General features: G+C 47.4%; 20 protein-coding genes and 1 tRNA gene. 2 read left to right on the top strand and 19 right to left on the bottom strand.

Translation table 11 applies throughout. The features are described 5' to 3' along the window. Window positions 1-112: 112 nt before the first annotated feature. The 7 genes from ACN0UY_RS10185 to rpsU all read right to left on the bottom strand — a co-directional run bounded on the left by ACN0UY_RS10185 (window position 113) and on the right by rpsU (window position 8,149). Window positions 113-2,188, bottom strand: a complete 2,076-nt coding sequence (locus ACN0UY_RS10185) for a S8 family peptidase (RefSeq protein ID WP_417666799.1) — start codon at window positions 2,186-2,188, stop codon at window positions 113-115. A gap of 113 nt (window positions 2,189-2,301) precedes the next feature. Then, window positions 2,302-2,378 (bottom strand) — tRNA-Ile (locus ACN0UY_RS10180). Window positions 2,379-2,482: 104 nt separating this feature from the next. Beyond that, on the bottom strand, window positions 2,483-3,277 hold the full coding sequence (locus ACN0UY_RS10175) for an amidohydrolase family protein (RefSeq protein WP_417666797.1): 795 nt from the start codon (window positions 3,275-3,277) through the stop codon (window positions 2,483-2,485). A 131-nt stretch (window positions 3,278-3,408) separates the two neighbouring features. Beyond that, complete coding sequence (gene rpoD, locus ACN0UY_RS10170; protein WP_128352907.1) at window positions 3,409-5,250, bottom strand: RNA polymerase sigma factor RpoD; 1,842 nt, start codon at window positions 5,248-5,250, stop codon at window positions 3,409-3,411. Window positions 5,251-5,410: 160 nt separating this feature from the next. After that, window positions 5,411-5,797, bottom strand: a complete 387-nt coding sequence (locus ACN0UY_RS10165; protein WP_417666795.1) for a DUF3192 domain-containing protein — start codon at window positions 5,795-5,797, stop codon at window positions 5,411-5,413. Window positions 5,798-5,990: 193 nt separating this feature from the next. Continuing rightward, window positions 5,991-7,742, bottom strand: coding sequence for a DNA primase (gene dnaG, locus ACN0UY_RS10160; RefSeq protein ID WP_417666793.1), 1,752 nt, complete (start codon window positions 7,740-7,742; stop codon window positions 5,991-5,993). Window positions 7,743-7,933: 191 nt separating this feature from the next. After that, the gene (rpsU, locus tag ACN0UY_RS10155) at window positions 7,934-8,149 is read right to left on the bottom strand and encodes a 30S ribosomal protein S21 (protein ID WP_034733010.1); all 216 of its coding nucleotides are present in this window, start codon (window positions 8,147-8,149) and stop codon (window positions 7,934-7,936) included. 451 nt (window positions 8,150-8,600) lie between these two features. On the opposite strand from rpsU, the gene ACN0UY_RS10150 reads away from it, so the two are divergent. Next, window positions 8,601-9,230: a MarC family protein gene (locus ACN0UY_RS10150; RefSeq protein ID WP_417666791.1), complete on the top strand. Its 630-nt coding sequence runs from the start codon at window positions 8,601-8,603 to the stop codon at window positions 9,228-9,230. Here ACN0UY_RS10150 and tgt read toward each other — a convergent pair. The 7 genes from tgt to ACN0UY_RS10115 all read right to left on the bottom strand — a co-directional run bounded on the left by tgt (window position 9,223) and on the right by ACN0UY_RS10115 (window position 15,719). After that, complete coding sequence (tgt, locus tag ACN0UY_RS10145; RefSeq protein WP_417666789.1) at window positions 9,223-10,338, bottom strand: tRNA guanosine(34) transglycosylase Tgt; 1,116 nt, start codon at window positions 10,336-10,338, stop codon at window positions 9,223-9,225. The genes ACN0UY_RS10150 and tgt overlap by 8 nt on opposite strands. A gap of 52 nt (window positions 10,339-10,390) precedes the next feature. Next, window positions 10,391-11,437, bottom strand: a complete 1,047-nt coding sequence (gene queA / locus ACN0UY_RS10140; protein ID WP_417666787.1) for a tRNA preQ1(34) S-adenosylmethionine ribosyltransferase-isomerase QueA — start codon at window positions 11,435-11,437, stop codon at window positions 10,391-10,393. Between the two features lie 128 nt (window positions 11,438-11,565). After that, window positions 11,566-12,507, bottom strand: a complete 942-nt coding sequence (locus tag ACN0UY_RS10135; RefSeq protein ID WP_417666785.1) for a hypothetical protein — start codon at window positions 12,505-12,507, stop codon at window positions 11,566-11,568. 20 nt (window positions 12,508-12,527) lie between these two features. Further along, window positions 12,528-13,100 (bottom strand): hypothetical protein, encoded by a 573-nt coding sequence (locus tag ACN0UY_RS10130; protein WP_417666783.1) that lies wholly within the window; start codon window positions 13,098-13,100, stop codon window positions 12,528-12,530. Next, window positions 13,097-13,639 (bottom strand): RNA polymerase sigma factor, encoded by a 543-nt coding sequence (locus ACN0UY_RS10125; protein ID WP_417666781.1) that lies wholly within the window; start codon window positions 13,637-13,639, stop codon window positions 13,097-13,099. Before ACN0UY_RS10125 ends, ACN0UY_RS10130 begins: the two co-directional genes overlap by 4 nt. A gap of 115 nt (window positions 13,640-13,754) precedes the next feature. Next, a complete protein-coding gene (locus ACN0UY_RS10120) occupies window positions 13,755-15,023 on the bottom strand; it encodes an inorganic phosphate transporter (protein ID WP_417666779.1) in 1,269 nt (422 codons plus the stop codon). A gap of 15 nt (window positions 15,024-15,038) precedes the next feature. Further along, complete coding sequence (locus ACN0UY_RS10115; protein WP_417666777.1) at window positions 15,039-15,719, bottom strand: TIGR00153 family protein; 681 nt, start codon at window positions 15,717-15,719, stop codon at window positions 15,039-15,041. Window positions 15,720-15,889: 170 nt separating this feature from the next. Between ACN0UY_RS10115 and ACN0UY_RS10110 the strand changes: the two genes are divergently transcribed. Next, window positions 15,890-16,633: a TerC family protein gene (locus ACN0UY_RS10110; RefSeq protein ID WP_417666775.1), complete on the top strand. Its 744-nt coding sequence runs from the start codon at window positions 15,890-15,892 to the stop codon at window positions 16,631-16,633. Window positions 16,634-16,668: 35 nt separating this feature from the next. Here the strand turns inward: ACN0UY_RS10110 and ACN0UY_RS10105 are convergent, their stop codons facing one another. From ACN0UY_RS10105 to tkt, 5 genes are all read right to left on the bottom strand, one after another. Continuing rightward, the gene (locus tag ACN0UY_RS10105; protein ID WP_417666773.1) at window positions 16,669-17,463 is read right to left on the bottom strand and encodes a DUF481 domain-containing protein; all 795 of its coding nucleotides are present in this window, start codon (window positions 17,461-17,463) and stop codon (window positions 16,669-16,671) included. A 93-nt stretch (window positions 17,464-17,556) separates the two neighbouring features. Further along, window positions 17,557-18,621, bottom strand: a complete 1,065-nt coding sequence (gene fba, locus ACN0UY_RS10100) for a class II fructose-bisphosphate aldolase (protein ID WP_417659812.1) — start codon at window positions 18,619-18,621, stop codon at window positions 17,557-17,559. Between the two features lie 37 nt (window positions 18,622-18,658). After that, window positions 18,659-19,843 (bottom strand): phosphoglycerate kinase, encoded by a 1,185-nt coding sequence (locus ACN0UY_RS10095; RefSeq protein WP_417666771.1) that lies wholly within the window; start codon window positions 19,841-19,843, stop codon window positions 18,659-18,661. 27 nt (window positions 19,844-19,870) lie between these two features. Beyond that, window positions 19,871-20,893 carry an erythrose-4-phosphate dehydrogenase gene (epd, locus tag ACN0UY_RS10090; protein WP_417666769.1) on the bottom strand — a complete coding sequence of 341 codons (1,023 nt, stop codon included), beginning with the start codon at window positions 20,891-20,893 and terminating at the stop codon, window positions 19,871-19,873. Beyond that, window positions 20,890-22,902, bottom strand: a complete 2,013-nt coding sequence (gene tkt / locus ACN0UY_RS10085; RefSeq protein WP_417666767.1) for a transketolase — start codon at window positions 22,900-22,902, stop codon at window positions 20,890-20,892. Before tkt ends, epd begins: the two co-directional genes overlap by 4 nt. Window positions 22,903-22,977: the final 75 nt, after the last annotated feature.

Genomic DNA, 22,977 nt, shown 5'->3' with positions numbered 1-22,977 from the left:
CAGGTTACCACAAACAGGAAAAGCAAAGCCATGCATGTGCAAAAAGGCGCCAAAGGCGCCTTTTTGTCTAGGGCGATTGAATGCTGCACGCACTCAATCTCTCATCTACCCGTTATTGTACTTCCGAGGTGATATCGGTCGTGATAGTAAATGGTGTGGCAACACTAATATATCCGGTAACACGCAACGTATAAGTTCCTGCCATATCCGTCCAGAACTGCAATACCTCTGGGTTATCTAGTGACGCACTAGAAGCTACTTCTACACCCTCTGGGTTTACCAGATAAAAGTCCAGATCAGCCACCCCCGTCCAATTCAACGTGGAGGTTATACTGACGTCATTTGGATTAATCTCCAACGGGAACTCTTGTATTTCGATGTTTTCAGCTGAAGCACCCATGGTGCCAGAATCAACCTGCTGACTGTATGCGAAGCTGACATCTGGAGACAATAGAGCACCATCCACATCCATCCGGTCAAACATAACTCGTTTATTTAGGATACGAACTTCCAAATCATGGACACCTTCACCGAGATTGCCAAAAGCCACGGAAACATCTTTCGGCGACGCTTCCGATGCGTCAGCTGCGTAGATTGTTTTCGTTCCTACAGAGCGTCCATCAACAATGAGTTCAATTGAGGTCGGTTTGCTGCTACTTGCTAAAAAATGAAACCGCACGCGCTCGCCGCGTATTTTTGCGAAAATTGACGAATTATCATTTTTAGCCGCGGTAATCGTTTGCTGAAATGCTGAATCGTCGTATTTGCTTTGCCAATTGCCCACGTAAGCGAATTCTTCAGCACTGTCATCCGCTTGATTCCATACCCCTTGGCTTGCCCATAACGTATCACCATTCAAAAACGCAATGCGTTCGCCAGTGGTCACTTTTGCGCGATCAACCGCAGCTTTTACATCGATGTAGCCAGCTCCAACTTCGTGGGGAGCGTAATCCATTGGCTCGGCCGTATCTTTCAGTATTTCCTCGATTTGGTCAGGCGACAAATCTGGGTTTACTTCGAGCAATAATGCCGCAACGCCCGCTACGAATGGGGTCGCCATCGAAGTACCACTGATTGTGTGATAATAAGCCAAATATTCTGGATGATCAGGATCTACCAACGGTCCCATCGCGCCAATAGCTGTATTGGGAGCTCGGGTGGAAGTGATATTTTGCCCGGGTGCCGTAATATCCGGTAACTTGTATTGGTCACCCGCTACACCGCGACTTGAAAAATCGGCTAGTTGCTTGTCACTGGTACCTGCTGCAACGTTGATTACCCAAGGTGCCACCGCATACTGGTTCAATGTATCTTCGGCAGGCCCTGAGTTCGACGCTGCAAAACTTACCACCATACCTCTGCTATACGCTTCGAAAGACGCCTTGTTTATCGGGTTATTAGGATCAAATTGAGAGCCATCCCCTCCGCCCCAGCTGTTGGTAATGATATCAATATCGAGGCGATCTTGATTCGCAATGGCATAATCGAAGCCTAACAACGCATACAAGATAGAAAGACCTTCCCCAGCACCAAGACCGACAAGGTTTGCTCCAGGGGCGATACCATCATGGTAGTACGCTCTTCGTTCATCGTTCACAGACACCATACCCGAGCCTGCAACGGTGCCTGCAACATGCGTACCGTGACCTGAAGTCGTATCACTATTCGGTACGCCCTCGACAAAAGCACTACGGCCACCAAGTAGGTCGAGATCGCCTATAATTTTTACGTTTTCGACTGTCTTTGTCTGAAACTCTAGATCGGGGTGTGTTGCATCCACTCCAGAATCGAGAACCGCTATGGTGACGCCATTACCCACTACGCCATAATAGTCGTGCACATAATGGCCTCCGGTAATTTCGCCAGATGTGTAATTACTATATTCCAACGGGGCATTGGCGTAGACACTACTAACCGCTGGGTTTTTCACCAGTGCCTGCAATTGCAGCTTGGTCACGGTAGCGCCGGCCATAGGCATAGTTTGAAGTGCACGGTAAGGAATCCCAAGACTTTGTAAAACGCGTTCGATGCTACTGTGCTCATCAAATGACACAATGACATTGTACGGTCCTGTAAGATTCTGTATATCTTGCTTCAGTTGCGGCCCCAATAATGCATCAGCCTGAGCAGAAGTTGCACCCAACAGACCTGAAGCTAAAAGGCCTAATGATAGAAGAGTTCGTTTCATTATTATATTCTCCAAAAAGATCGTGGTTGACCGTTTCAGATTTGCACAGAACTCAGCAGCTCGATATAGGGGATAACCCCTAATTTTTTATGGGCTCGAACTGTTCAGGGAGATGGTGGCCCCTCCCAGACTTGAACTGGGGACCTACCGATTATGAGTCGGGTGCTCTAACCAACTGAGCTAAGGGGCCATACAGATTGAGGGTGTGCGTTGGCAAACTCGACTGAGTTAACCAAAAGCGGGCGCAAGTATATGAAATTTCGGCCCGCTTGTCATGACCCCGTACGAGGTTTTTTACAGGTTAATGTGATAGAAGTCTGCGGCGTTACCAGCAAACACTTTATCAATTGCTTTTTCGTCACCGAGTGCTTCGCAAACGGTTTCAATGTCACGTACGTTAAATGGGCGCTCTGCACGTGTTGAAGGTAAATCTGTACCGAACATCAAACACGCAGGGTTAATTGCGTACAGTGACTTCACGGCCTTGCTAACATCCACTTCAGTGCGACCGAAGCCACTGGCTTTAATCTTCACGCCGTTTTCAGCCAGTTTCTGAATTTGTGATAGACCTGAGCGTGCCATACCTAAATGGTCAATAGACACTTTTGGAAGCTTGATGAGTTTTGGTGCTACTTCATCCAGCTCACGGCTATCAACGTACATTTCCAGGTGCCAACCGGCTAAATCCCAAATGCGTTTACCAAAGTCGACTAAGTTATCAAGCCCACTCACTACGCCACGTTTTAAGTTCACGCGAATACCGCGAATACGGTGGTCGCGCAGCTTTAATATTTCTGCGTCGGAAACACTGCTCGGTAAGTTAGTGATACCAACATATTGGTCACCCATTTCAGCCAAGGCGGCTTTTAAGTAGCTTTGATCAAAGCCTTGTACTGACCCCGAAACAATTACGCCACCAATGACGTTGAAGTCTTTCGTGCGATGAATATAGTCTTCGATTGAGAATTGCGACGGCAAAAAGCCTTGGTTCTCAATCAAAGGAAATGAATCGTTATAAATGTGAAAGTGCGCGTCGATAATGCGACGCGGATGCTGTCTTTCGGTGTTATTCTGATCAACTGCGATCATATTTCATCCTTTTCAGCGAAGTTAGGCACATATTAACAGATTTTGGGCGAAAAATAAAAAAAGCCCCGCCCGCATGGGCTAGAGCTTTTTTAGACGTTTTTTACATCCTTTCGTTCAGAAAGCGCTTGAGTTTACTCGTCTAGGAACGACTTCAGCTGCTCTGAACGGCTTGGGTGACGCAATTTACGTAGCGCTTTCGCTTCAATCTGACGAATACGTTCACGCGTTACATCGAACTGCTTACCAACTTCTTCAAGCGTGTGATCGGTGTTCATGTCGATACCAAAACGCATGCGTAAAACTTTCGCTTCACGCTGGGTCAGGCCGCCAAGAACTTCACGAACCGCATTGCGTAAACTTTCTGAAGTAGCAGAGTCCACTGGCAAGTCGAGGGTTGTGTCCTCGATAAAATCACCAAGATGCGAATCTTCGTCGTCACCAATAGGTGTCTCCATCGAAATTGGCTCTTTGGCAATCTTCAGTACCTTACGGATTTTGTCTTCTGGCATAACCATGCGCTCAGAGAGTTCTTCTGGCGTTGGTTCGCGGCCCATTTCTTGCAACATTTGACGTGAAATACGATTCAATTTATTGATCGTTTCAATCATGTGAACAGGAATACGAATGGTACGCGCTTGGTCTGCAATTGAACGTGTAATTGCTTGGCGAATCCACCAGGTTGCATAAGTTGAGAACTTATAACCACGGCGATATTCGAATTTATCAACAGCTTTCATCAAACCGATGTTACCTTCTTGGATAAGGTCCAAGAACTGCAAACCACGGTTGGTGTACTTTTTCGCAATTGAGATAACCAAACGCAAGTTCGCTTCAACCATTTCTTTCTTGGCGCGACGTGCTTTGGCTTCACCAATCGACATGCGGCGGTTGATGTCTTTAACTTTGGCAATAGTTAAGCCGGTTTCGACTTCAACTTCAGCAAGTTTGTGAACGCAACGTTCAAGTTCTGGCTGCAATGCAGCGACAGAGTCTGAATAGCTTTCACCGTCGGCAATTACTTTATCTAACCATGCTTTGCTATTTTCGTTGCCGGCAAACGCTTTCATGAACGCGCGCTTCGGCATGCCTGCCTGTTCAACGCACATCTTCATGATTAAACGTTCTTGCACACGCACACGATGCATCATGTCGCGCATGTCTTTTACAAGGCGATCAAACTGCTTCGGCACCAAGCGGAATTGTTTAAACAAATCACTCAATGCTTCAATTTCTTTGCGTGCTTTCGGATTATCGCGACCGTGTTTGCTTATCGCAGTACGGGTTTTCTCGTATTGGTCACGTAATTCACCAAATTTCTGACGTGCAAATTCTGGGTCAATACCGCCCTCATTTGCGTCGTCATCGTCGCTGTCGTCGTCATCCGCGTCATCGTCTTCGTCTTCGAGTTGGTCTTTGCTCAACTCCGAACCAATGTGCGTGGCAACAACGGGCGCTTGATCAACTTCGTTAGGATCGATAAAACCTGAGATAATATCTGTTAAGCGCATTTCTTCCGCTTCACAGGTATCCCATTGATCAAGTAGGAAGTTGATTGCTTCAGGATATTCCGCAACTGAGCACTGAACTTGGTTGATACCATCTTCAATGCGCTTGGCGATATCAATTTCGCCTTCACGGGTAAGTAGCTCAACTGTACCCATTTCACGCATGTACATACGTACTGGGTCAGTGGTGCGGCCTAATTCGCCATCAACACTGGCTAAGGCCTGTGCTGCGGCTTCGGCTGCGTCTTCATCAGCGGTGTCTTCGCTCATCATCAATTCATCAGCATCGGGTGCGTTTTCAAACACCTTAATACCCATGTCATTGATCATGCTGATGATGTCTTCAATTTGATCCGAATCAACGATCTCAGAAGGTAGGTGATCATTCACTTCCGCAAAAGTGAGATAACCTTGCTCTTTGCCTTTGGCAATAAGAAGCCTGAGCTGTGATTGACGACTCTGCTGCATACAGATCTACCACCTGTTATTAAATAGAAAAGTAACCGGTCTTAAACTTACGGCGACTTAGATAATGTGTGAACTTTCACACGCTTTATATAAGTGCGTGAGGTATAAAATTCAAGACCGGAAATTGTAGCAGATACTGTCGTTTTCAGCCAGAATTTAATCAGTTATTGTGCGGAATCCGCGATACGGCCAGCTCGCCGGTGCCAATCAGTTTCCCGTCAGCAAACACCAGTGGTGTGCATTCATCACGTGTGGTGTTGCCGTCTGCATGCACGCGCTGAGTGCGATAATAGAGTACGCGATAGCGTGTGCCATCAACGGTCCACAGGTCTGAAAAATCTGGTGTCCCAAGCTCATGTTGCGCAGCTTGCACCGTCATACCATCCGTAAATGAAGCGATGGTTGAACGGTTATTTTCCTCTAATTTCGAGTAACTGCCTTTATCATCGTAGCCTTCACCATCGCCGTTAACTGCGATTACACACCCTTGTAAGCTTGCAACGCTAATTAACACAGCGCCAAATGCCGCAGCCTTTACAAAACCCATAGCCATCTCCTGATCATTATTTTTTAAGGTTGGTTTAATTCTTACATCACTTTATTACATGACTTTATTACACGAATAGTAATGCAAACAAAATGCCAACTATGTAACAGATTGTTTTTAGGGATTATATTGCGGTCATTGAATCCAGAGTTTGAAGAGAATCACTAAGAGTTAGCGAAATTAGTCACGCAGATTAGCGTTTCCCGCGATCTTTCAAATATTGCAGCAAGGTGAGGTATTCTTGTTTCTCAACCTTGTTCAGCGGTGCCGTGCGTTCTTTTTCCAGCAACTCATTGGCGCGCTGCTCGACAAATTGATCGATAAAATAAGCAAAGATATCAAAAAATTCTTGGGTTACTTTTTCCGAATCTAAATGATGTTGCCAGCGTGCCAGTTGACGCAGTGGCTTTTCTTCAGGCTCTCCGCGCCATAATTCAAGCAACTGCGCGCTAGTGAGTTCTTGGGCTTGAGTTTGCTCGTGCAGCTTCAATAGCAGGTGAATGCCTGGCTGCTTCAACGCGCTTAGTTCATTATGTAGCGGAATTTCCCGCCCTAGCTGAGGGTGTTGTACTAAGAGGCCTATTGCACGACGCATTGGCGTCATTTTTAAACTGTCTTGAGGTGCTTTTTGCGTGGCAGGCGCTTGAATCTGCGCAGCCAGTTGCGATGCCTCTCGGCGCAATAGCCGTGCCAAGCGCTCCATTAACGTGTCACGATAAAACTCGCTGGCCACGCGCTCTATAAGCGGCTTTGCTTGTTTGAGTAATAATGACTTACCTGAGTCTGAGTTCACATCAATGGTGTCGGTCAGGTGTGCGAAAAAATAGTCGGTAAAACTCTGCGCTTTATCAAGGTGTTTACGAAACTCGTCCGCACCTATTTTTCGTACCAAGGTGTCAGGGTCTTCACCATCGGGTAAGAATAAAAAGCTTAGCTCAACGCCATCGTTAAGTAGCGGTAACGCGTTTTCGAGGGCGCGCCAAGCTGCATCACGGCCAGCTCTGTCGCCGTCATAGCAACAGACAATGCGGCGCGTTGCACGAAATAGCATTTGCAATTGATCGGTGGTTGTCGCGGTGCCCAGTGACGCAACGGCATAGCTTATACCCGCTTGTGCGAGCGCCACCACATCCATATAGCCTTCAACAATTACGACCTGTTCGAGCTCACGATTCGCTTGTCGCGCTTCGTAGAAGCCATAGAGTTCGCGGCCTTTATGAAAAATCCGTGTTTCGGGCGAGTTTAAGTACTTCGGGCCATCGCCATCGAGAATACGGCCACCGAATCCAACCACCCGCCCGCGCCGATCGCGAATTGGGAACATCACGCGATCGCGGAAAAAGTCATAGTAACGCCCCTGCTCATTACGATTGATCAGTTTCAGATCAACCAACTGATCTTTACTGCGCTGATCTTTCGCCAAGGCGTTTAAGAGGCCGTCCCACGCATCCGGGGCATACCCAATTTGAAACTGCTTTACAATTTCACCGCTTAAACCGCGTCCCTTCAGGTAATCAATGACCGCGGTAGAGTTTTCATGGCGGCGTAACTGGTGCGCAAAAAACTTCGCGGCGCGTTCCATTTGTTCATAATCACTGGACTCTTGCGCACGTTTCTTTGCATCCGCTGCAGGATCGGCTGTGGTTTCGCGCGGTACTTCAAGCCCCATCATGTGGGCGAGTTCTTCAATGGCTTCGGGGAATTCCAGACCATCAAATTTCATCAAAAAATCGATGGCATTACCGTGTTCACCACAACCGAAGCAATGGTAAAACTGCTTGTCTGGCGCTACCGTAAAACTCGGCGACTTTTCATTATGAAAGGGGCAACACGCTTGATAATTTCGGCCAGCTTTTTTCAGTGGCACACGGCTATCCACAACTTCAACCACGTCGGCACGTTCAAGTAAATCGTGAATGAAGCTCTTAGGAATTAAACCTGCCATGCCCTGCCTGTGTTCGCGTTGCGAAAAATGAACTAAGAAATGAACTAAGAATTGTACCCTGAGTTGAGATTCGTTCAAGTTAGATTAGTGAACGAACATGAAAAAGCCGGAATGAGAAAACTCAATCCGGCTCTTCGAGGTCTGTCTTGTAGTGACACCGCTATCGGCTGTGCCGCTACGGTACCAGTTTTTTAATACAGACGAGTGCGACGTGCATTTTCACGCGACAATTTTTTCGCGTGACGCTTAACCGCAGCAGCTTTTTTGCGCTTACGTTCAGAAGTTGGCTTCTCGTAAAATTCGCGACGACGAACTTCTGATAATACACCTGCTTTCTCGCAAGAGCGCTTAAAGCGACGTAACGCTACGTCAAACGGCTCGTTTTCTTTTACTTTAACAACTGGCATTAAAATCTCACCTCAATGAAAATTCTGTTGTTGGATTAACTGTGGGTTATCAATGCTGATTCATAGAAAATCACGATAGATAACCACTGCAAATAACCACTACGTTTAAATTTGGTGCTGAATTGTAGCGATTTCAGATCCTGATGTAAAGCCTAAGATCGATTTTAATACTGGTATTGGGAAGGAAGCGCCGCCGCTGCGAGACAGGCTGAAAACAGGGCTCGCACGGGGTGCGACGACACTTCCAAAAGCATAATGAAAACAATCCGATACCAGCAACGCCAGGGAGCCGCTACTTTTAACACTATCGAATTGTAAAGAAGTATCGCACAACGATGCGACAGAGCACGTCGTTATGATTTAGTTATTTCTAAATTACAATAAATATCATGAAGTTCCTACAATTAGTTTGTACACTGTACACACTTTACTTATGCTCGGAGCGGCTTCGATGCTAGACACGTTTTTATTTCAGTTTACCTCGCTATTTACCATGATTAACCCCATAGCTGCGGTTCCTATTTATATTGCGCTTACCGAAGCAATGACACCTAAAGCTGCGCGCTGGGTTGCGATGCGGGCTTCTATTACAGCGTGTATCGCGCTTTGTGTCTTTGCGCTGTTGGGTGAAGTTATCTTTAGTTTCTTTAATATTTCGGTAAACGGACTGCGCGTTGCAGGCGGTATTTTATTCTTCGTCATGGGCTTCGAGATGTTGCGCGGCAGAACGGTGCCTAAGCGGGTTGATGGCGAGACAGAGAGTGATTTTGGCTCGGATGTTGCCGTAACGCCAATCGGTATTCCGATGGTTGCTGGCCCTGGCGCCATCACTATGGTGATTTTGTTCATTCAAGAAAGTACGGCAACAGCGAATTCAATCAGTTTGTTCGGTGCGATCATCGCCGTATGCGCATTAACTGCGGTGGTTCTTGCTACTGGCCGTCAGTTGCTGGCGAAATTGGGGCGCAGCGGAAGTAAAATATTAATGCGTTTAATGGGCTTGATAGTGATGCTGATTGCAGTCGAATTCTTCTTTGCCGGCATTAAGCCATACATTCTGGATATTGCCCGCGCTATTTAAGCGCGGGAACGTCCAAATTACGTTTCGCATAAAACGCGGCAACATGCTCTTCCAAGCGATCCTGCTCAATTGCGTCGCGTAGATCTTGCATTACCTTCTGATAGAAATGCAGGTTGTGAATGGTATTCAGGCGTCCACCTAACATCTCATTCGAGCGGTCTAAATGGTGCAAATAGGCGCGCGAGTAGTTTTTGCACGTATAGCAATCACATTCAGGGTCAAGCGGGCCTGTATCGGTGCGATGCACAGCATTTCGAATTTTTACCACGCCAGTACTAATGAATAAATGCCCATTTCGTGCGTTACGTGTGGGCATCACGCAGTCAAACATATCCACGCCACGGCGCACCGCTTCAACGAGGTCTTCTGGTTTTCCCACGCCCATAAGATAGCGCGGCTTATCAATTGGCATTTCAGGCGCAATATGATCAAGAATGCGCATCATGTCTTCTTTAGGCTCACCCACTGACAACCCACCAATAGCATAGCCGTCAAAGCCAATGTCAGTCAGCCCTTCAAGTGAGATGCTACGCAGCTCTTCGTACATGCCACCTTGAATGATGCCAAATAACGCCGACGGATTGTCGCCGTGGGCAGTTTTGGAGCGCTCGGCCCAACGCAATGACAACTCCATTGAGCTGCGCGCTTCTGCCTGAGTGGCCGGATACGGCGTACATTCATCAAAAATCATGACAATGTCAGAACCGAGATCACGCTGCACTTCCATCGACTTCTCAGGCGTGAGCAAGATCTTTTCGCCATTGATAGGCGAGCGAAAGGTTACGCCTTCTTCGGTGATTTTACGTAATTCGCCGAGGCTAAATACTTGAAAGCCGCCTGAGTCCGTTAAGATAGGCTTGTCCCAGTTCATAAAGTCATGCAAATCGCCATGTTGCTTAATGATTGCAGTACCAGGACGAAGCATGAGGTGGAATGTATTGCCTAAACAGATCTGTGCCCCCGTAGCTTTGACTTCTTCGGGTGTCATGCCTTTTACGGTACCAGCAGTACCAACGGGCATGAATGCTGGGGTGTCAACAACGCCACGGGCGAAGGTCATACGGCCTCGGCGCGCTTTGCCCGAGGTTTTTAATAATTCAAATTTCATTTTTTCACCGAAAAATTAACACGGAAAAACAGTCCGAGGTGCACATTATACCCTAGCGTGCTGTTCGGGTCACAAACATCGCATCACCGTAACTAAAGAAGCGATAACGCTCTGCGACTGCTTCAGCATAAGCATTCAATACGTTGTCTCGGCCAGCAAACGCCGACACCAACATGATTAACGTTGACTCTGGTAAATGGAAATTAGTGATCATCGCGTCGACTATCTGAAACGCATAACCTGGATAAATAAAGATATCAGTATCGGCGAAGAATGGTTGTAACTCCTGACCTTTCGCTTTGGCTGCTTGTGCAGCTGATTCAAGCGAGCGCACAGAAGTGGTACCTACGGCAATAACGCGGCCACCACGCGCACGTGTCTCGCTTATAGCCTGCACAACGTCTTCTGGAACCTCTGCATACTCACTGTGCATGTGGTGTTCTTCAATATTATCAACCCGCACTGGTTGAAATGTTCCGGCGCCAACATGCAATGTCACGTAAGCGAACTCTACGCCTTTGTCTTGTAGCTGCTTTAAAATTGCATCATCAAAGTGCAACCCTGCCGTCGGTGCTGCCACAGCACCAGGCTTTTTGTTATAAACTGTTTGGTACCGCTCACGATCGCTATCTTCATCCGGTCGGTCTATATACGGTGGCAGCGGCATATGGCCATGCGCTTCAAGCACATTCAACACGGGCTCAGAGGTGTGAAAATACAATTCAAAAAGCGCATCTTGGCGCCCGAGCATTTCTACTTCGACAGCCCCTTCCAAAATCATGCGCGCACCAATTTTCGGTGAGCGATTGCTGCGCAAGTGCGCCAGTACACGATGTTCATCGACAATGCGTTCAACTAACACCTCAACCTTTCCGCCGGAAACTTTTTCGCCCAACATTCGCGCCGGAATTACCCGGGTGTCATTAAATACCAATAAATCACCAGCATTCAGATGACCGACTATATCTTTAAACTGTTGGTGCATGACTTTACCGCTTGTACCATCAAGGTTTAGCAAACGGCTCGCACTGCGCTCCGCTTGGGGATAGCGCGCGATTAATTCATCGGGAAGTTCGAAACTAAAGTCTTTAACGTTCATATTGGCTTCATCGGTGCGTTGTGAGCGCGTACTTTACCGTTTTTGTGCTGTGAAAAAAAGCACGGGCAAAAAAAAGCGCGCCCATAAAGGCGCGCTAAAACGAGATGACAACCGATCAGGGAGACCGGTTAAAATGAATACGTCACAGCCTTGGCTAAAAGATCACTTACACCGTCATTTCCTTGACAATTGGATAGCGAGCTTTTGCTAAATATATAAATTTTATTCCGTCCGCCAGCTTCTTTGTTGCCAGCACCTTCTAAGACAAAGCTCACACGTTCATTATTCGGTAATGACTTAAGCGTTACGCCATAGTCGCAGAGCGTTTCTGCCATAGTTCGTTCAAACGCAGCAACCTGCTGCTGTAACTTTTCGTTACGTTGCTCACGCCGTTCTTGAATGTTGTTGCGAATTTCTAAGGTTGCAGTGCGCAGCTGTTCTTTTGCTTTATCGAGGTCCGAGCGCGCCGCTTCCAAATCTTTACGCGCAGTTTCAAGCTCTTGCTCTAATTTCTTACGGCCATTAGCTTCCGCAGCTTGAAGTGAATATTCAAGATCACGAACTTTACGGCGATATTCGTGTAAAGCGAGTGTTCGCTCACCAACTTCTTGCCCTCGCTCAGCCACCATTTCATAGGCTTCACCCGGCTCTTGAATAATCTCAATGTCTTCGCCGTCGTCAGTTTTGATAACGCGCTTTTCAATAAATACATTCGGCGTTGCAGGCGGCATTGGCGCGCCTGGAGCGTGCGGGGCATCAACATCAAAGTCGAAGTCAAAATCGAAGTCGAAATCGAAGGCTCGTCCAAAATTCACACGGTAAACAACACCTTGCCCAGCCAAATAATCGTAATTAAGCCGCTGTTGCTGCCAATGCGCCATGCGGCGTTTGCCGGCATCCGTATTTTGTTCCAGTTTGGTATTTAAAATACTGCTCATCACTTCAAGTTGCTCTTTGAGAGCATTACGTTGTGAAGCGTCACTGTCCTGCGATGCCTGAGCGGCAACGGTGGCACAACCTGCGATAACAGCTGCAGCTAAAGACACTGTCAAAATCTGTTTGCGTAACATATTTATCCCCTACTCACGTTTTATTGATTGGTAGAAACCGCTGGTTGCAGCCAGCCGTCCGAAACTTGTTGTAATTGACTGGCAAAGTAGTACTGATCGTCCTGACGTTGTTCGTTCACATAACGGATCAGTTCAGCCAAATCGCCTTCTCGCTCTTGCCGATTCACAGCCAGCATATAATCTGCAAGTTGTTTATTTGCTTGCGCCATTTCAGTGCGGAAATCTTCACGAAAATCAGCGCGCAAACTCGTCGCATAATTAGCGAGCGTTATTTGTTGCTGCGCGCCATATTCGTTTAAGCGCTGTGCCACCATGGTTTCGAGTTTCGCCTCATCAACCCCACCAAATTGCACCGTAAAGCCGTGTTCAGTGCTGCTAACCTGAACTTGCCCCAGCACCAATACCATGGCAAACATGGAAACTGCTAAGGAGCCAACAGGTAGCCAAGGTTTCTGCCACCACGCAGTGTGCTTCGGCTGCGCTGTGTAGCGCGGTCTGAATGTTGATTCCCGCGGCCACTCAGGTACTGATTCTTCATTGAGTTGCGTTGCCGTATCGGCCAGCCAACGCTCAAAGTCTTGTGGTTTACTCATACAACCTCCACCCATTCTTGTAACTTCGTGATCGCGCCATATAGGCGAGATTTTACGGTGCTAAGCGGCACGTCAAGCTGCTTCGATATATCACCCAGCTGCAAGTGCTGAAAAAATTTGAGCTCGACAACCATGCGCTGTTCCACCGGTAATTTTTGCATGGCTTTAAATAACTGCTGGCCCTGTTGCTGGCCGGCATAAACTTGCTCAGGGTTGTGCCACGCATCTTCGCTAACTTGCTCATTAACATCAGAGTCGTCGCTGATGATTTTGCGCCGACGAAAGTGTTCGATACAGCGATGATGCGCAATGGTCATCATCCAGTTTTTAAATGAGCTCTCGCCACGCCAACTTTCTAAATTTCGAAACACCGAGATAAATACTTCCTGCATTAAGTCCAGTGCATCGTCACGATTACCAACCATACGCAAGGCATAGTTATATACCAGCCGCTCATAGCGACTTATTAGCTGCAGCCAAGCTTGTTTGTTGTTATCAAGCGCTCTTTTTATAAGCCGCTCATCAGATGGTGCAAACACGATTGTGGATATCCTTAATTATGGTTACAGCTATAGTCGTACCGCCGTATAAAAAAGTTTTATCACAGGCAAAAAAAAAGAGCACCGAAGTGCTCTTTTTATTTTCATCACATCATTAAGCGCCAAAGGCGGCTTTAATGATGAAGTAAAAGATAATCGACATGATTGCGCCAGCTGGCAGCGTGACAACCCAAGAAACCACGATGTTGCGAACAACACCAAGATTCAAGGCTGCAATTCCGCGTGCCATACCCACACCCAACACAGCACCAACCAGGGTTTGCGTGGTTGAGATAGGTAAGCCAGTGCCCGATGCGATAACAACAGTCGTTGCCGCCGCAAGTTCTGCAGCAAAACCACGGCTAGGTGTCAGGTGGGTGATACCCTTACCAATTGTCGCAATAACGCGGCGACCTAACATCGCCAAACCAGCCACAATACCTAAAGCACCAACAGGAAGTACCCACCATGCAAGTGCGGCTTTAGAAGAAATCTCACCACCACTTTGTACAATGCTAACGACCGCAGCTAAAGGTCCAATTGCGTTAGCAACATCGTTAGAACCGTGAGCAAATGCCATGGCACAGGCAGTTACTATCATGAGTACGGCGAACACTTTTTCGACGTTGGTGTAATGCATGTTCTTGTCTGCCGCCGGGTCAAACTTCAGGCGTGAAATAAGAACTTTACCAAGAATACCAACAGCAATAGCGATACCGATAGCTAGCGAATAACCCTCAAAACTGGTTAATTCGATACCAACGTGTTTTAAGCCCTTTTTGATTGTAACCAGTGAAATCATGAAGCCGGTTAGTGCCATGTAATACGGCACGTAGCGTTTAGCCATATCGAGCGGTTTATCACTGTCAAATATCAGCTTCTGCGCACTGAGGAATATAAAGTACGCAATCAAACCCGCTATCATTGGGGTAATAACCCAGCTACCTATAATGCCGATTACTGAACCCCAGTTTACCGAATCAACACCAACACCAACCGCAGAGAAACCAACAATCGCACCGATAATTGAATGCGTGGTGGAAACTGGCCAGCCCGCCCAAGAGGCGAGCAACAGCCAAGTACCTGCTGCTAATAGTGATCCAATCATACCGAACACCAGAAGCTCTGGTGTGTCGACAAAGTATCCTGAATCGATAATGCCCTTGCGGATGGTTGAAGTGACTTCGCCACCGGCTAAGTAAGCACCGGCAAATTCGAAAATCATTGCAACAATGATGGCTTGCTTAATAGTTAATGCTTTTGAGCCAACTGATGTTCCCATGGCGTTGGCAACATCGTTGGCGCCAATGCCCCAGGCCATAAAGAAACCAAAAGCAGCGGCCAGCACGATCAAGGTCATGCTATATGTGCTAATAATATCCATTGAGTTTACCCCGACTTAGACACGTGCAAGCATGAGTTCAAAACGTGCACCCACGCGCTCGGCTAGGTCTGCGAGATCACCGACCCAATCCAAAATTTGATACAAGAACATTGCGTCAAGCGGATTCATATCCTGCTCAAGCGCGCGCAATTGACGGCGCAACTTCACCTGCAACGCGTCTGTATCCTGTTCGATTTCATCGAGTTCTGAAATCATCTTATCAACGAGATTACGCTCGCGACCTTTGAAACCAACTTCCAGCAAGTCATCAAATTCACCGATGGTTTCTTTTGCTTTATCGGTTGCGTCAAGGCAACGCGACAAATAGGCATCAAATCCTTCAACCATGGAAACTGGAATTTGCATTTCCCGACCCGTCATCAGGCCAGAGATGTCTTTCGCTTTATTTGCGATGCGGTCTTGCTGTGAAACCAGTTCGAGTAAGTCAGTCCGTTCCACCGGCATAAATAAGCCACCAGGAAGGTTAAGACGGATGTCACGTTTGAGATCGTCAGCGGCTTTCTCTTTTTTGACGATTTCTTTGCGGTGAATTTCTGCTTCTCCCCAATTTCCATCGTAAACAGCCTGGAAAAATGGTTTCAGCGTCATAGCGCAATCATGCACTTGGTCGATATGCTCAATCATCGGCTTGATTGGCGACTTGGCAAATACACCAAGAAACGAATTTGCAGACATAAAAGTTCGCCTTTGTTGCTGCGGAAATAAGTGTTTTGTAAACCTGTACTCAGGTGCGCGAATACTAACGAAGAACGAAACGTCGCGCAAAGACTAATTTAACAGTTGTGGTTAAGCATTAACCTAATTATTGTAGTTTACTAAATTATTGTTCGTAAGAGGGATGCACAATGTTCGAATGGATTATGATGCCTGAAGCTTGGCTGGCGCTGCTTACACTAACATTGCTAGAAATCGTGCTCGGCATTGACAACATTATTTTCATCTCGATATTAGTCGGTCGACTGCCCGAAGCGCAGCGCCAAAAAGCGCGACAAGTTGGTTTAATGCTTGCTATGGGGATGCGTATCGGTCTGCTGTTGGCAATTGTATGGGTAATGGGGCTTACCAAACCGCTGTTCGCAATTTTGACGTTCGAATTCTCTGGGCGTGATTTAATTTTGCTTACCGGTGGTTTGTTTCTACTTGCAAAGAGTACGCTTGAAATTCACCATGCCCTTGAAGGCACTGAAGAACAGAAAAAAGGCACTAAGGCGGCTACCTTTGGCGGCATCATTACGCAAATAGCGGTTATCGATATTGTATTTTCATTAGACTCGGTGATTACTGCGGTGGGATTAGTTGATCATGTCAGTGTCATGATTATTGCGGTGATTGTTGCGGTATTAGTGATGTTGTTTGCGGCAAAATCGATTGGCGATTTTGTTGATGCGCATCCAACCATTAAAATGCTCGCTTTAAGCTTCTTAATTCTGATTGGTTTCACGCTTATTGGTGAAGGTTTAGGTTTCCATGTACCTAAAGGCTACGTTTATTTTGCGATGGCATTTAGTTTAGGGGTGGAATTGTTAAATCTGAAAATTCGCAAGCGCCGCGAACCTGTGCATTTGAAAAAACGCTTAGGCGACGGGTAAATCCCGCCGCCTCGCTGAGCTGAATTATTCAGTTATTAAAATGAATAAACCAGTGTTACTGCAGTTTCGGTATCGAGCTTCTCTTTACTTGTGTCTTCTAAGTAAGAGTTGTGCGTACCGGCTACTGAGAATTTAAGAGCCAACGAACTGTTCACGTTTGCCGACACTGAAACTTCAGCACGCGTTTTGGTGTTATCTTCACCAACCTCGGTAGACGCCAATGCATTGAACTTGGAGTTTTTGGTGATATCCCAAACCAAGTTACCCGCTAAACGCATAATCGCACTGCTTTCTTGTGCTTGAGCGACACCGTCAACAATAGGTTTATTTACTGAGTAACCAGGACCTATCTCGTAGTCGGTATAAAGCGTTTCGCTATAACGATAACGCGCACCGTAACCAACCGCGACAGTACCTTGGTACTCATAACCACTAAATTGGTCTTCTTCATAAGAACCGAAGACAAATACCGATGAACGGCTTTCCGGGCTAAACTTGTAGTTACTCTGCGCTGACAAGAAGGTTTTATCGCCGGTAAGAATGGTATCCCCGGTCGCTTGGTCTTGCTGCTCAGAGCGGTAATAGTCAATCACACCCTTGTGACGCCAGTTTTCCACGTCACGAGCGAGGTTTAATTTCGCTTTAAAGGTTTCAGTTTCAGTGTTACCGGAAGTGAAAAGGAGACCAAGTTCCGCACTTGCATCCCACTCCGTTTTTTTCTCTGTATCGAGGTCGCTTGCATCGTCGTACATAAAGATACTAGCTGACGCCGGTACTGTTACGAATGATAATACAGCTACCAAAGCCATAGATGTAGTTGTTAAGCGCACGTGAATCCCCCACTCCTTCCTTTTCAAAACTAAAATTTCCTGCGAAGCCTTGTTGTTATTATACAGACTAAGGCCTCGCGAGCTAAAGGGCTGTTACTTCACTTTAGCGTCTAATTCGCCCCGTTCGTAGCGCATGAACATTTCTTCGAGCGAAAGCGCTTTAATTTTGCTTGCTTGACCAGCACAGCCAAACGCTTCATAACGCGCCTTACAGATTTCGTACATGGCGTCGGTTGACGCTTTGAAATATTTACGCGGGTCGAAGTTACTGGTGTTCTGCGCCAAGTGGCGACGAATCGCGCCCGTTGATGCTAAACGCAGATCCGTATCAATGTTTACCTTACGCACGCCATGCTTGATTCCTTCAGCAATTTGCTCAACCGGCACGCCATAGGTTTCAGGAATTTCACCACCAAATTCGTTAATTACTTTCAGCCATTCTTGCGGCACAGATGACGAACCGTGCATAACAAGATGCGTTGTTGGAATGCGTTTGTGAATTTCTTTGATGCGATCAATCGCTAAGATATCGCCGGTTGGTGGACGCGAGAACTTGTAAGCACCGTGTGAGGTACCGCAAGCAATTGCCAAAGCATCGACATTGGTTGCACGTACGAATTGTGCAGCTTCTTCAGGGTCTGTGAGTAACTGATCGTGGGTTAACTTGCCTTCAGCACCAACGCCGTCTTCTTCACCCGCTTCACCGGTTTCCAATGAGCCCAGTACACCTAATTCACCTTCAACAGATACGCCACACGCATGCGCCATAGCTACTGTCTGTTGGGTCACCTTCACGTTGTAATCGTAATCAGCTGGCGTTTTACCATCTTCACGTAACGAACCATCCATCATCACTGAGCTAAAGCCCAATTGAATTGAACGTTGGCAGACAGCAGGTGATGTACCATGATCTTGATGCATAACCACAGGAATGTGTGGCCACTCTTCAATCGCGGCTAAAATCAAATGACGCAAGAATGGTGCGCCAGCGTAGCTCCGCGCGCCTGCTGAGGCTTGCACAATCACTGGGCTGTCCATTTCATCTGCGGCTTCCATAATCGCGCGCATTTGTTCTAAGTTGTTCACATTAAAGGCGGGAACGCCGTAATTATTTTCAGCTGCATGGTCAAGCAACTGACGTAATGAAATTAGTGCCATGAATAAATTCTCCTAATGTCCTATTGGGTTTGGCCGGTTAGCCATTTAACGCGCGTTCTTCCAGAATCGCGACTGCTGGTAATTTTTTGCCTTCTAAAAACTCTAAGAAAGCGCCGCCGCCCGTTGAGATATAGCTGATTTTATCAGCGATACCATACTTATCAATGGCGGCAAGTGTATCGCCGCCACCGGCGATAGAAAATGCTGAACTATTTGCAATCGCATGCGCCAGCGTTTTTGTTCCTTCTCCAAACTGGTCGAACTCAAATACGCCGACCGGTCCGTTCCAAACAATCGTGCCAGCTTGTTCCAAAATTTTAGCAAAGGCAGCTGCCGTATCTGGCCCAATATCAAAAACCATATCGTCATCAGCAATGGTTGCAACTGATTTCGTCTCGGCCTGCGCTTGCGCGCTGAATTCTTTCCCTGTTACCACATCTGACGGTAACGGAATGTCGCCGCCTTTAGCTTTCGCTGCGGCAACTAAACGCTTGGCTTCTTCAAGAAGGTCTTCTTCGTACAATGATTTGCCGACATTGTGCCCCGCTGCTGCGATAAAGGTGTTCGCGATACCGCCACCAACGATGAGTTGGTCAACAACATTCGACAATGACTCGAGAACGGTAAGCTTGGTTGATACTTTCGAACCGCCAACAATTGCCACAAGCGGCCGTGCGGGGTTCGCTAACGCTTTGCCCAGTGCATCAAGTTCTGCTGCCAACAAAGGACCTGCACAAGCAACATCTGCATACTTGGCCACGCCATGGGTAGAGGCTTGCGCTCGGTGCGCCGTGCCAAAGGCATCCATGACGAATACATCGCATAAGGCCGCGAGCCGTTGTGCAAGTTCATCATCATTTTTCTTCTCGCCTTTATTAAAGCGAATGTTTTCAAACACCACAACTTCTCGGTTATTAACCTCAACACCGTCAAGATAGTCGCGCGCCAAACGCACAGGAACACTCAAAGTGTCATTAAGATAGTCAACCACTGGTTGCAGTGAAAACTCTTCATCAAAAACGCCTTCTTCTGGGCGCCCTAAATGTGACATCACCATAACCTTGCCACCAGCTTCAATTGCAGCTTCAATGGTTGGTATTGCAGCACGTAAACGCGCATCTGATGTCACTTTGCCGTCTTTAATCGGTACATTTAAATCTTCGCGAATCAGAACTCGTAATCCCTTGAGATCTAAATCGGACATGGTAATTACTGATGACATAACTGTGCCTCATTCATGAATTTCATTTTACTGCGCCAACATCACTTGGGCAGTGTCTAACATTCGGTTTGCAAAGCCCCATTCGTTATCGCACCAACACAGCACTTTAATTAAGCGCTTGTCAGCAACACGGGTTTGCGTGCCATCGACGATGCTTGAACGCGGATCATGATTAAAATCAATCGACACCAACGGTTCATCGACAAAGCCGAGAATTTTTGCCAAAGGCCCCCGTGCGGCGTCAGAGAGAACTTCATTAACACGGCTGACATTAACCGCGGTATTTACCGTCACACTCAAGTCCATGGCCGTTACATTGGTGGTTGGAACGCGCACTTGAATGGCCTCAAAGCGGCCTGCAAATTTCGGCAGAATTCTTTCTATGCCGCGTGCTAAACGCGTATCTACCGGGATAATTGAACGTCCCGCTGCGCGCGCCAAACGCAAGTCGGTATGGTATGCATCAATAACTTGCTGATCATGCATGGCTGCATGAATTGTCGTTATCGCGCCACTATCAATACCGAATGCTTCGTCTAAAACTTTAATGACTGGGATAATACAATTCGTTGTGCACGAGCCATTCGATACCCAGCGGTGATCCGGTGTCATATCGTCACTGTTCACGCCATAAATGGCGGTGAAATCCAAATCGGCGCTGCCGGGTTGCGAAAATAGAACCTGTTTAATGCCAATTTTGTCGTAGGCGGCGCCATGCTCGCGGGTTCCATGCACACCGGTACAATCGAGTACTAAATCGACGCCTAGTTCGCGCCAATTGAGGCCCTCAATTTCACTATTTGCTGACACCATGATCGCATCACCAGCTACCTGTAATTGCTGTTCATTCAGCACCACTACCGGACTTTGAAAACGCCCGTGACTGGTGTCGTATTTAAGCAAGTGCGCCATTGATTCAACCGGAGCTAATTCGTTAATTGCTACCACTTGTATATGATGTCGGTAGCCACGCTCGTAGAGCGCCCGCAAAACACTGCGACCGATACGGCCAAATCCATTTATCGCGATGCGTGCGGGCTTGTTGCTCATGCGTTTAATAATTCCTTTGCGGTTGTCACAACATTTTCTACGGTGAATCCAAAGTGTTTAAACAGTTCACCGGCAGGGGCTGACTCACCGAAAGTTGTCATGCCAATAATGCGCCCTTGCAAACCAACGTACTTAAACCAATAGTCTGCAATACCGGCTTCAATCGCGATGCGATTCGCTTGGGTACTTGGCAATACTTGCTCACGATAAGCACTATCTTGCTGATCAAACACATCGGTTGCCGGCATCGATACAACGCGAACCTGATGGCCTTCAGCCTGCAAGGTTTTTGCTGCGCTGACGGCCAAGGCAACTTCAGAGCCTGTCGCAATCAGGATTAAATCTGGGGTGCCATTGCTATCGAGCAATATATAGCCGCCACGCTCAATATTTGAAACTTGGTCATTACTGCGTTCTTGCTGTGCTAGATTTTGACGGCTAAAAATCAACGAGGTTGGTCCGTCTTTGCGCAACAATGCGTACTTCCATGCCACCGCTGATTCAACCTGATCACATGGACGCCACGTGCTCATATTTGGTGTCATCCGCAAGCTCGCCATTTGCTCTACCGGCTGGTGGGTTGGACCATCTTCGCCTAAACCAATCGAGTCATGTGTGTATACAAAAATGCTTTGCTGCTTCATAAGTGCGGCCATACGAACCGCGTTGCGTGCATATTCCATGAACATTAAAAAGGTTGCGCCATACGGTGTAAAACCACCATGCAGTGCGATGCCGTTCATGATTGCTGACATCGCGAATTCGCGCACGCCATAAAAGATGTAGTTACCGCTGGCGTCAGTTTTAGTAATACCTTTCGAGCCACTCCAGATGGTGAGGTTGGAACCTGCCAAGTCGGCAGAACCACCCAATAACTCCGGCAATAACGGGCCATAGGTGTTCAAAGCATTTTGTGACGCTTTGCGACTGGCAATATCAGCTGGCTCAGCCTGTAGCTTTGTAATATAGGCGTCGGCTTGTGCAGCAAAATCCGCTGGTAAATCACCATCTAATCGGCGTTTGAGCTCGGCAGCAAGTTCTGGGTAAGCTTGCGCGTAGTCATTAAAGCGTTTATTCCATGCTTCTTCAGCCTGCGCACCTTGCTGCTTGGCTGACCATGCTGCATAAACGTCCGTTGGAATCTCAAACGGTCCATGCTCCCAGCCCAGCTGTGCACGTGCAGCAACAATTTCATCGGCACCCAATGGTGCGCCGTGGCAACTTTCACTGCCTTGCTTGTTCGGTGCGCCGAAACCAATAATGGTTTTACAAATAATCAAGGTCGGCTTATCTGACTGCGCGCGCGCAGCTTCAACAGCGGCTTTAACCGCATCAGCGTCATGCCCGTCGACATCGGCAATCACGTGCCAATTATAGGCTTCAAAACGCTTTTGCGTATCGTCAGTGAACCAGCCTTCAACTTCTCCATCAATCGAAATGCCGTTGTCGTCATAAAATGCGATAAGCTTGCCAAGCCCCAGCGTACCGGCGAGTGAGCAGGCTTCGTGCGAAATACCTTCCATTAAACAGCCATCGCCTAAAAACGTGTAGGTGTAATGGTCAATAATGTCATGCGCGGGTTTGTTAAATTGTGCTGCAAGTACCTTCTCAGCAAGCGCCATTCCTACCGCATTGGTAACGCCTTGTCCCAGCGGACCAGTCGTCGTTTCGATACCCGGCGCATAACCATATTCTGGATGGCCTGGCGTTTTAGAATGAAGCTGACGAAAATTCTTTATCTCATTAATATCGAGGTCGTAACCGGTAAGGTGCAACAGTGAATAAATCAGCATTGAACCGTGTCCGTTTGATAAAACAAAACGGTCGCGGTTCGCCCAGTCAGGGTTTGCAGGGTTGTGATTAAGGTAGTCACGCCACAGAACTTCGGCGATATCAGCCATGCCCATTGGCGCACCTGGATGGCCCGAGTTAGCCTTTTGAACCGCATCCATGCTGAGTGCACGAATGGCATTGGCGAGATATTTTCGCTCCGATACTGCTGCTGTCATAACAAACCCCGAATTTTAGCGTGTGGAAAAATGCACAAATGGTGCGCGTATTCTCCACATTTCGGGGCTTTGACG

The organism is Pseudidiomarina sp., from assembly GCF_048268165.1.
Lineage (GTDB): Bacteria > Pseudomonadota > Gammaproteobacteria > Enterobacterales > Alteromonadaceae > Pseudidiomarina.
This window is presented reverse-complemented; position numbering and strand designations above follow the sequence as displayed.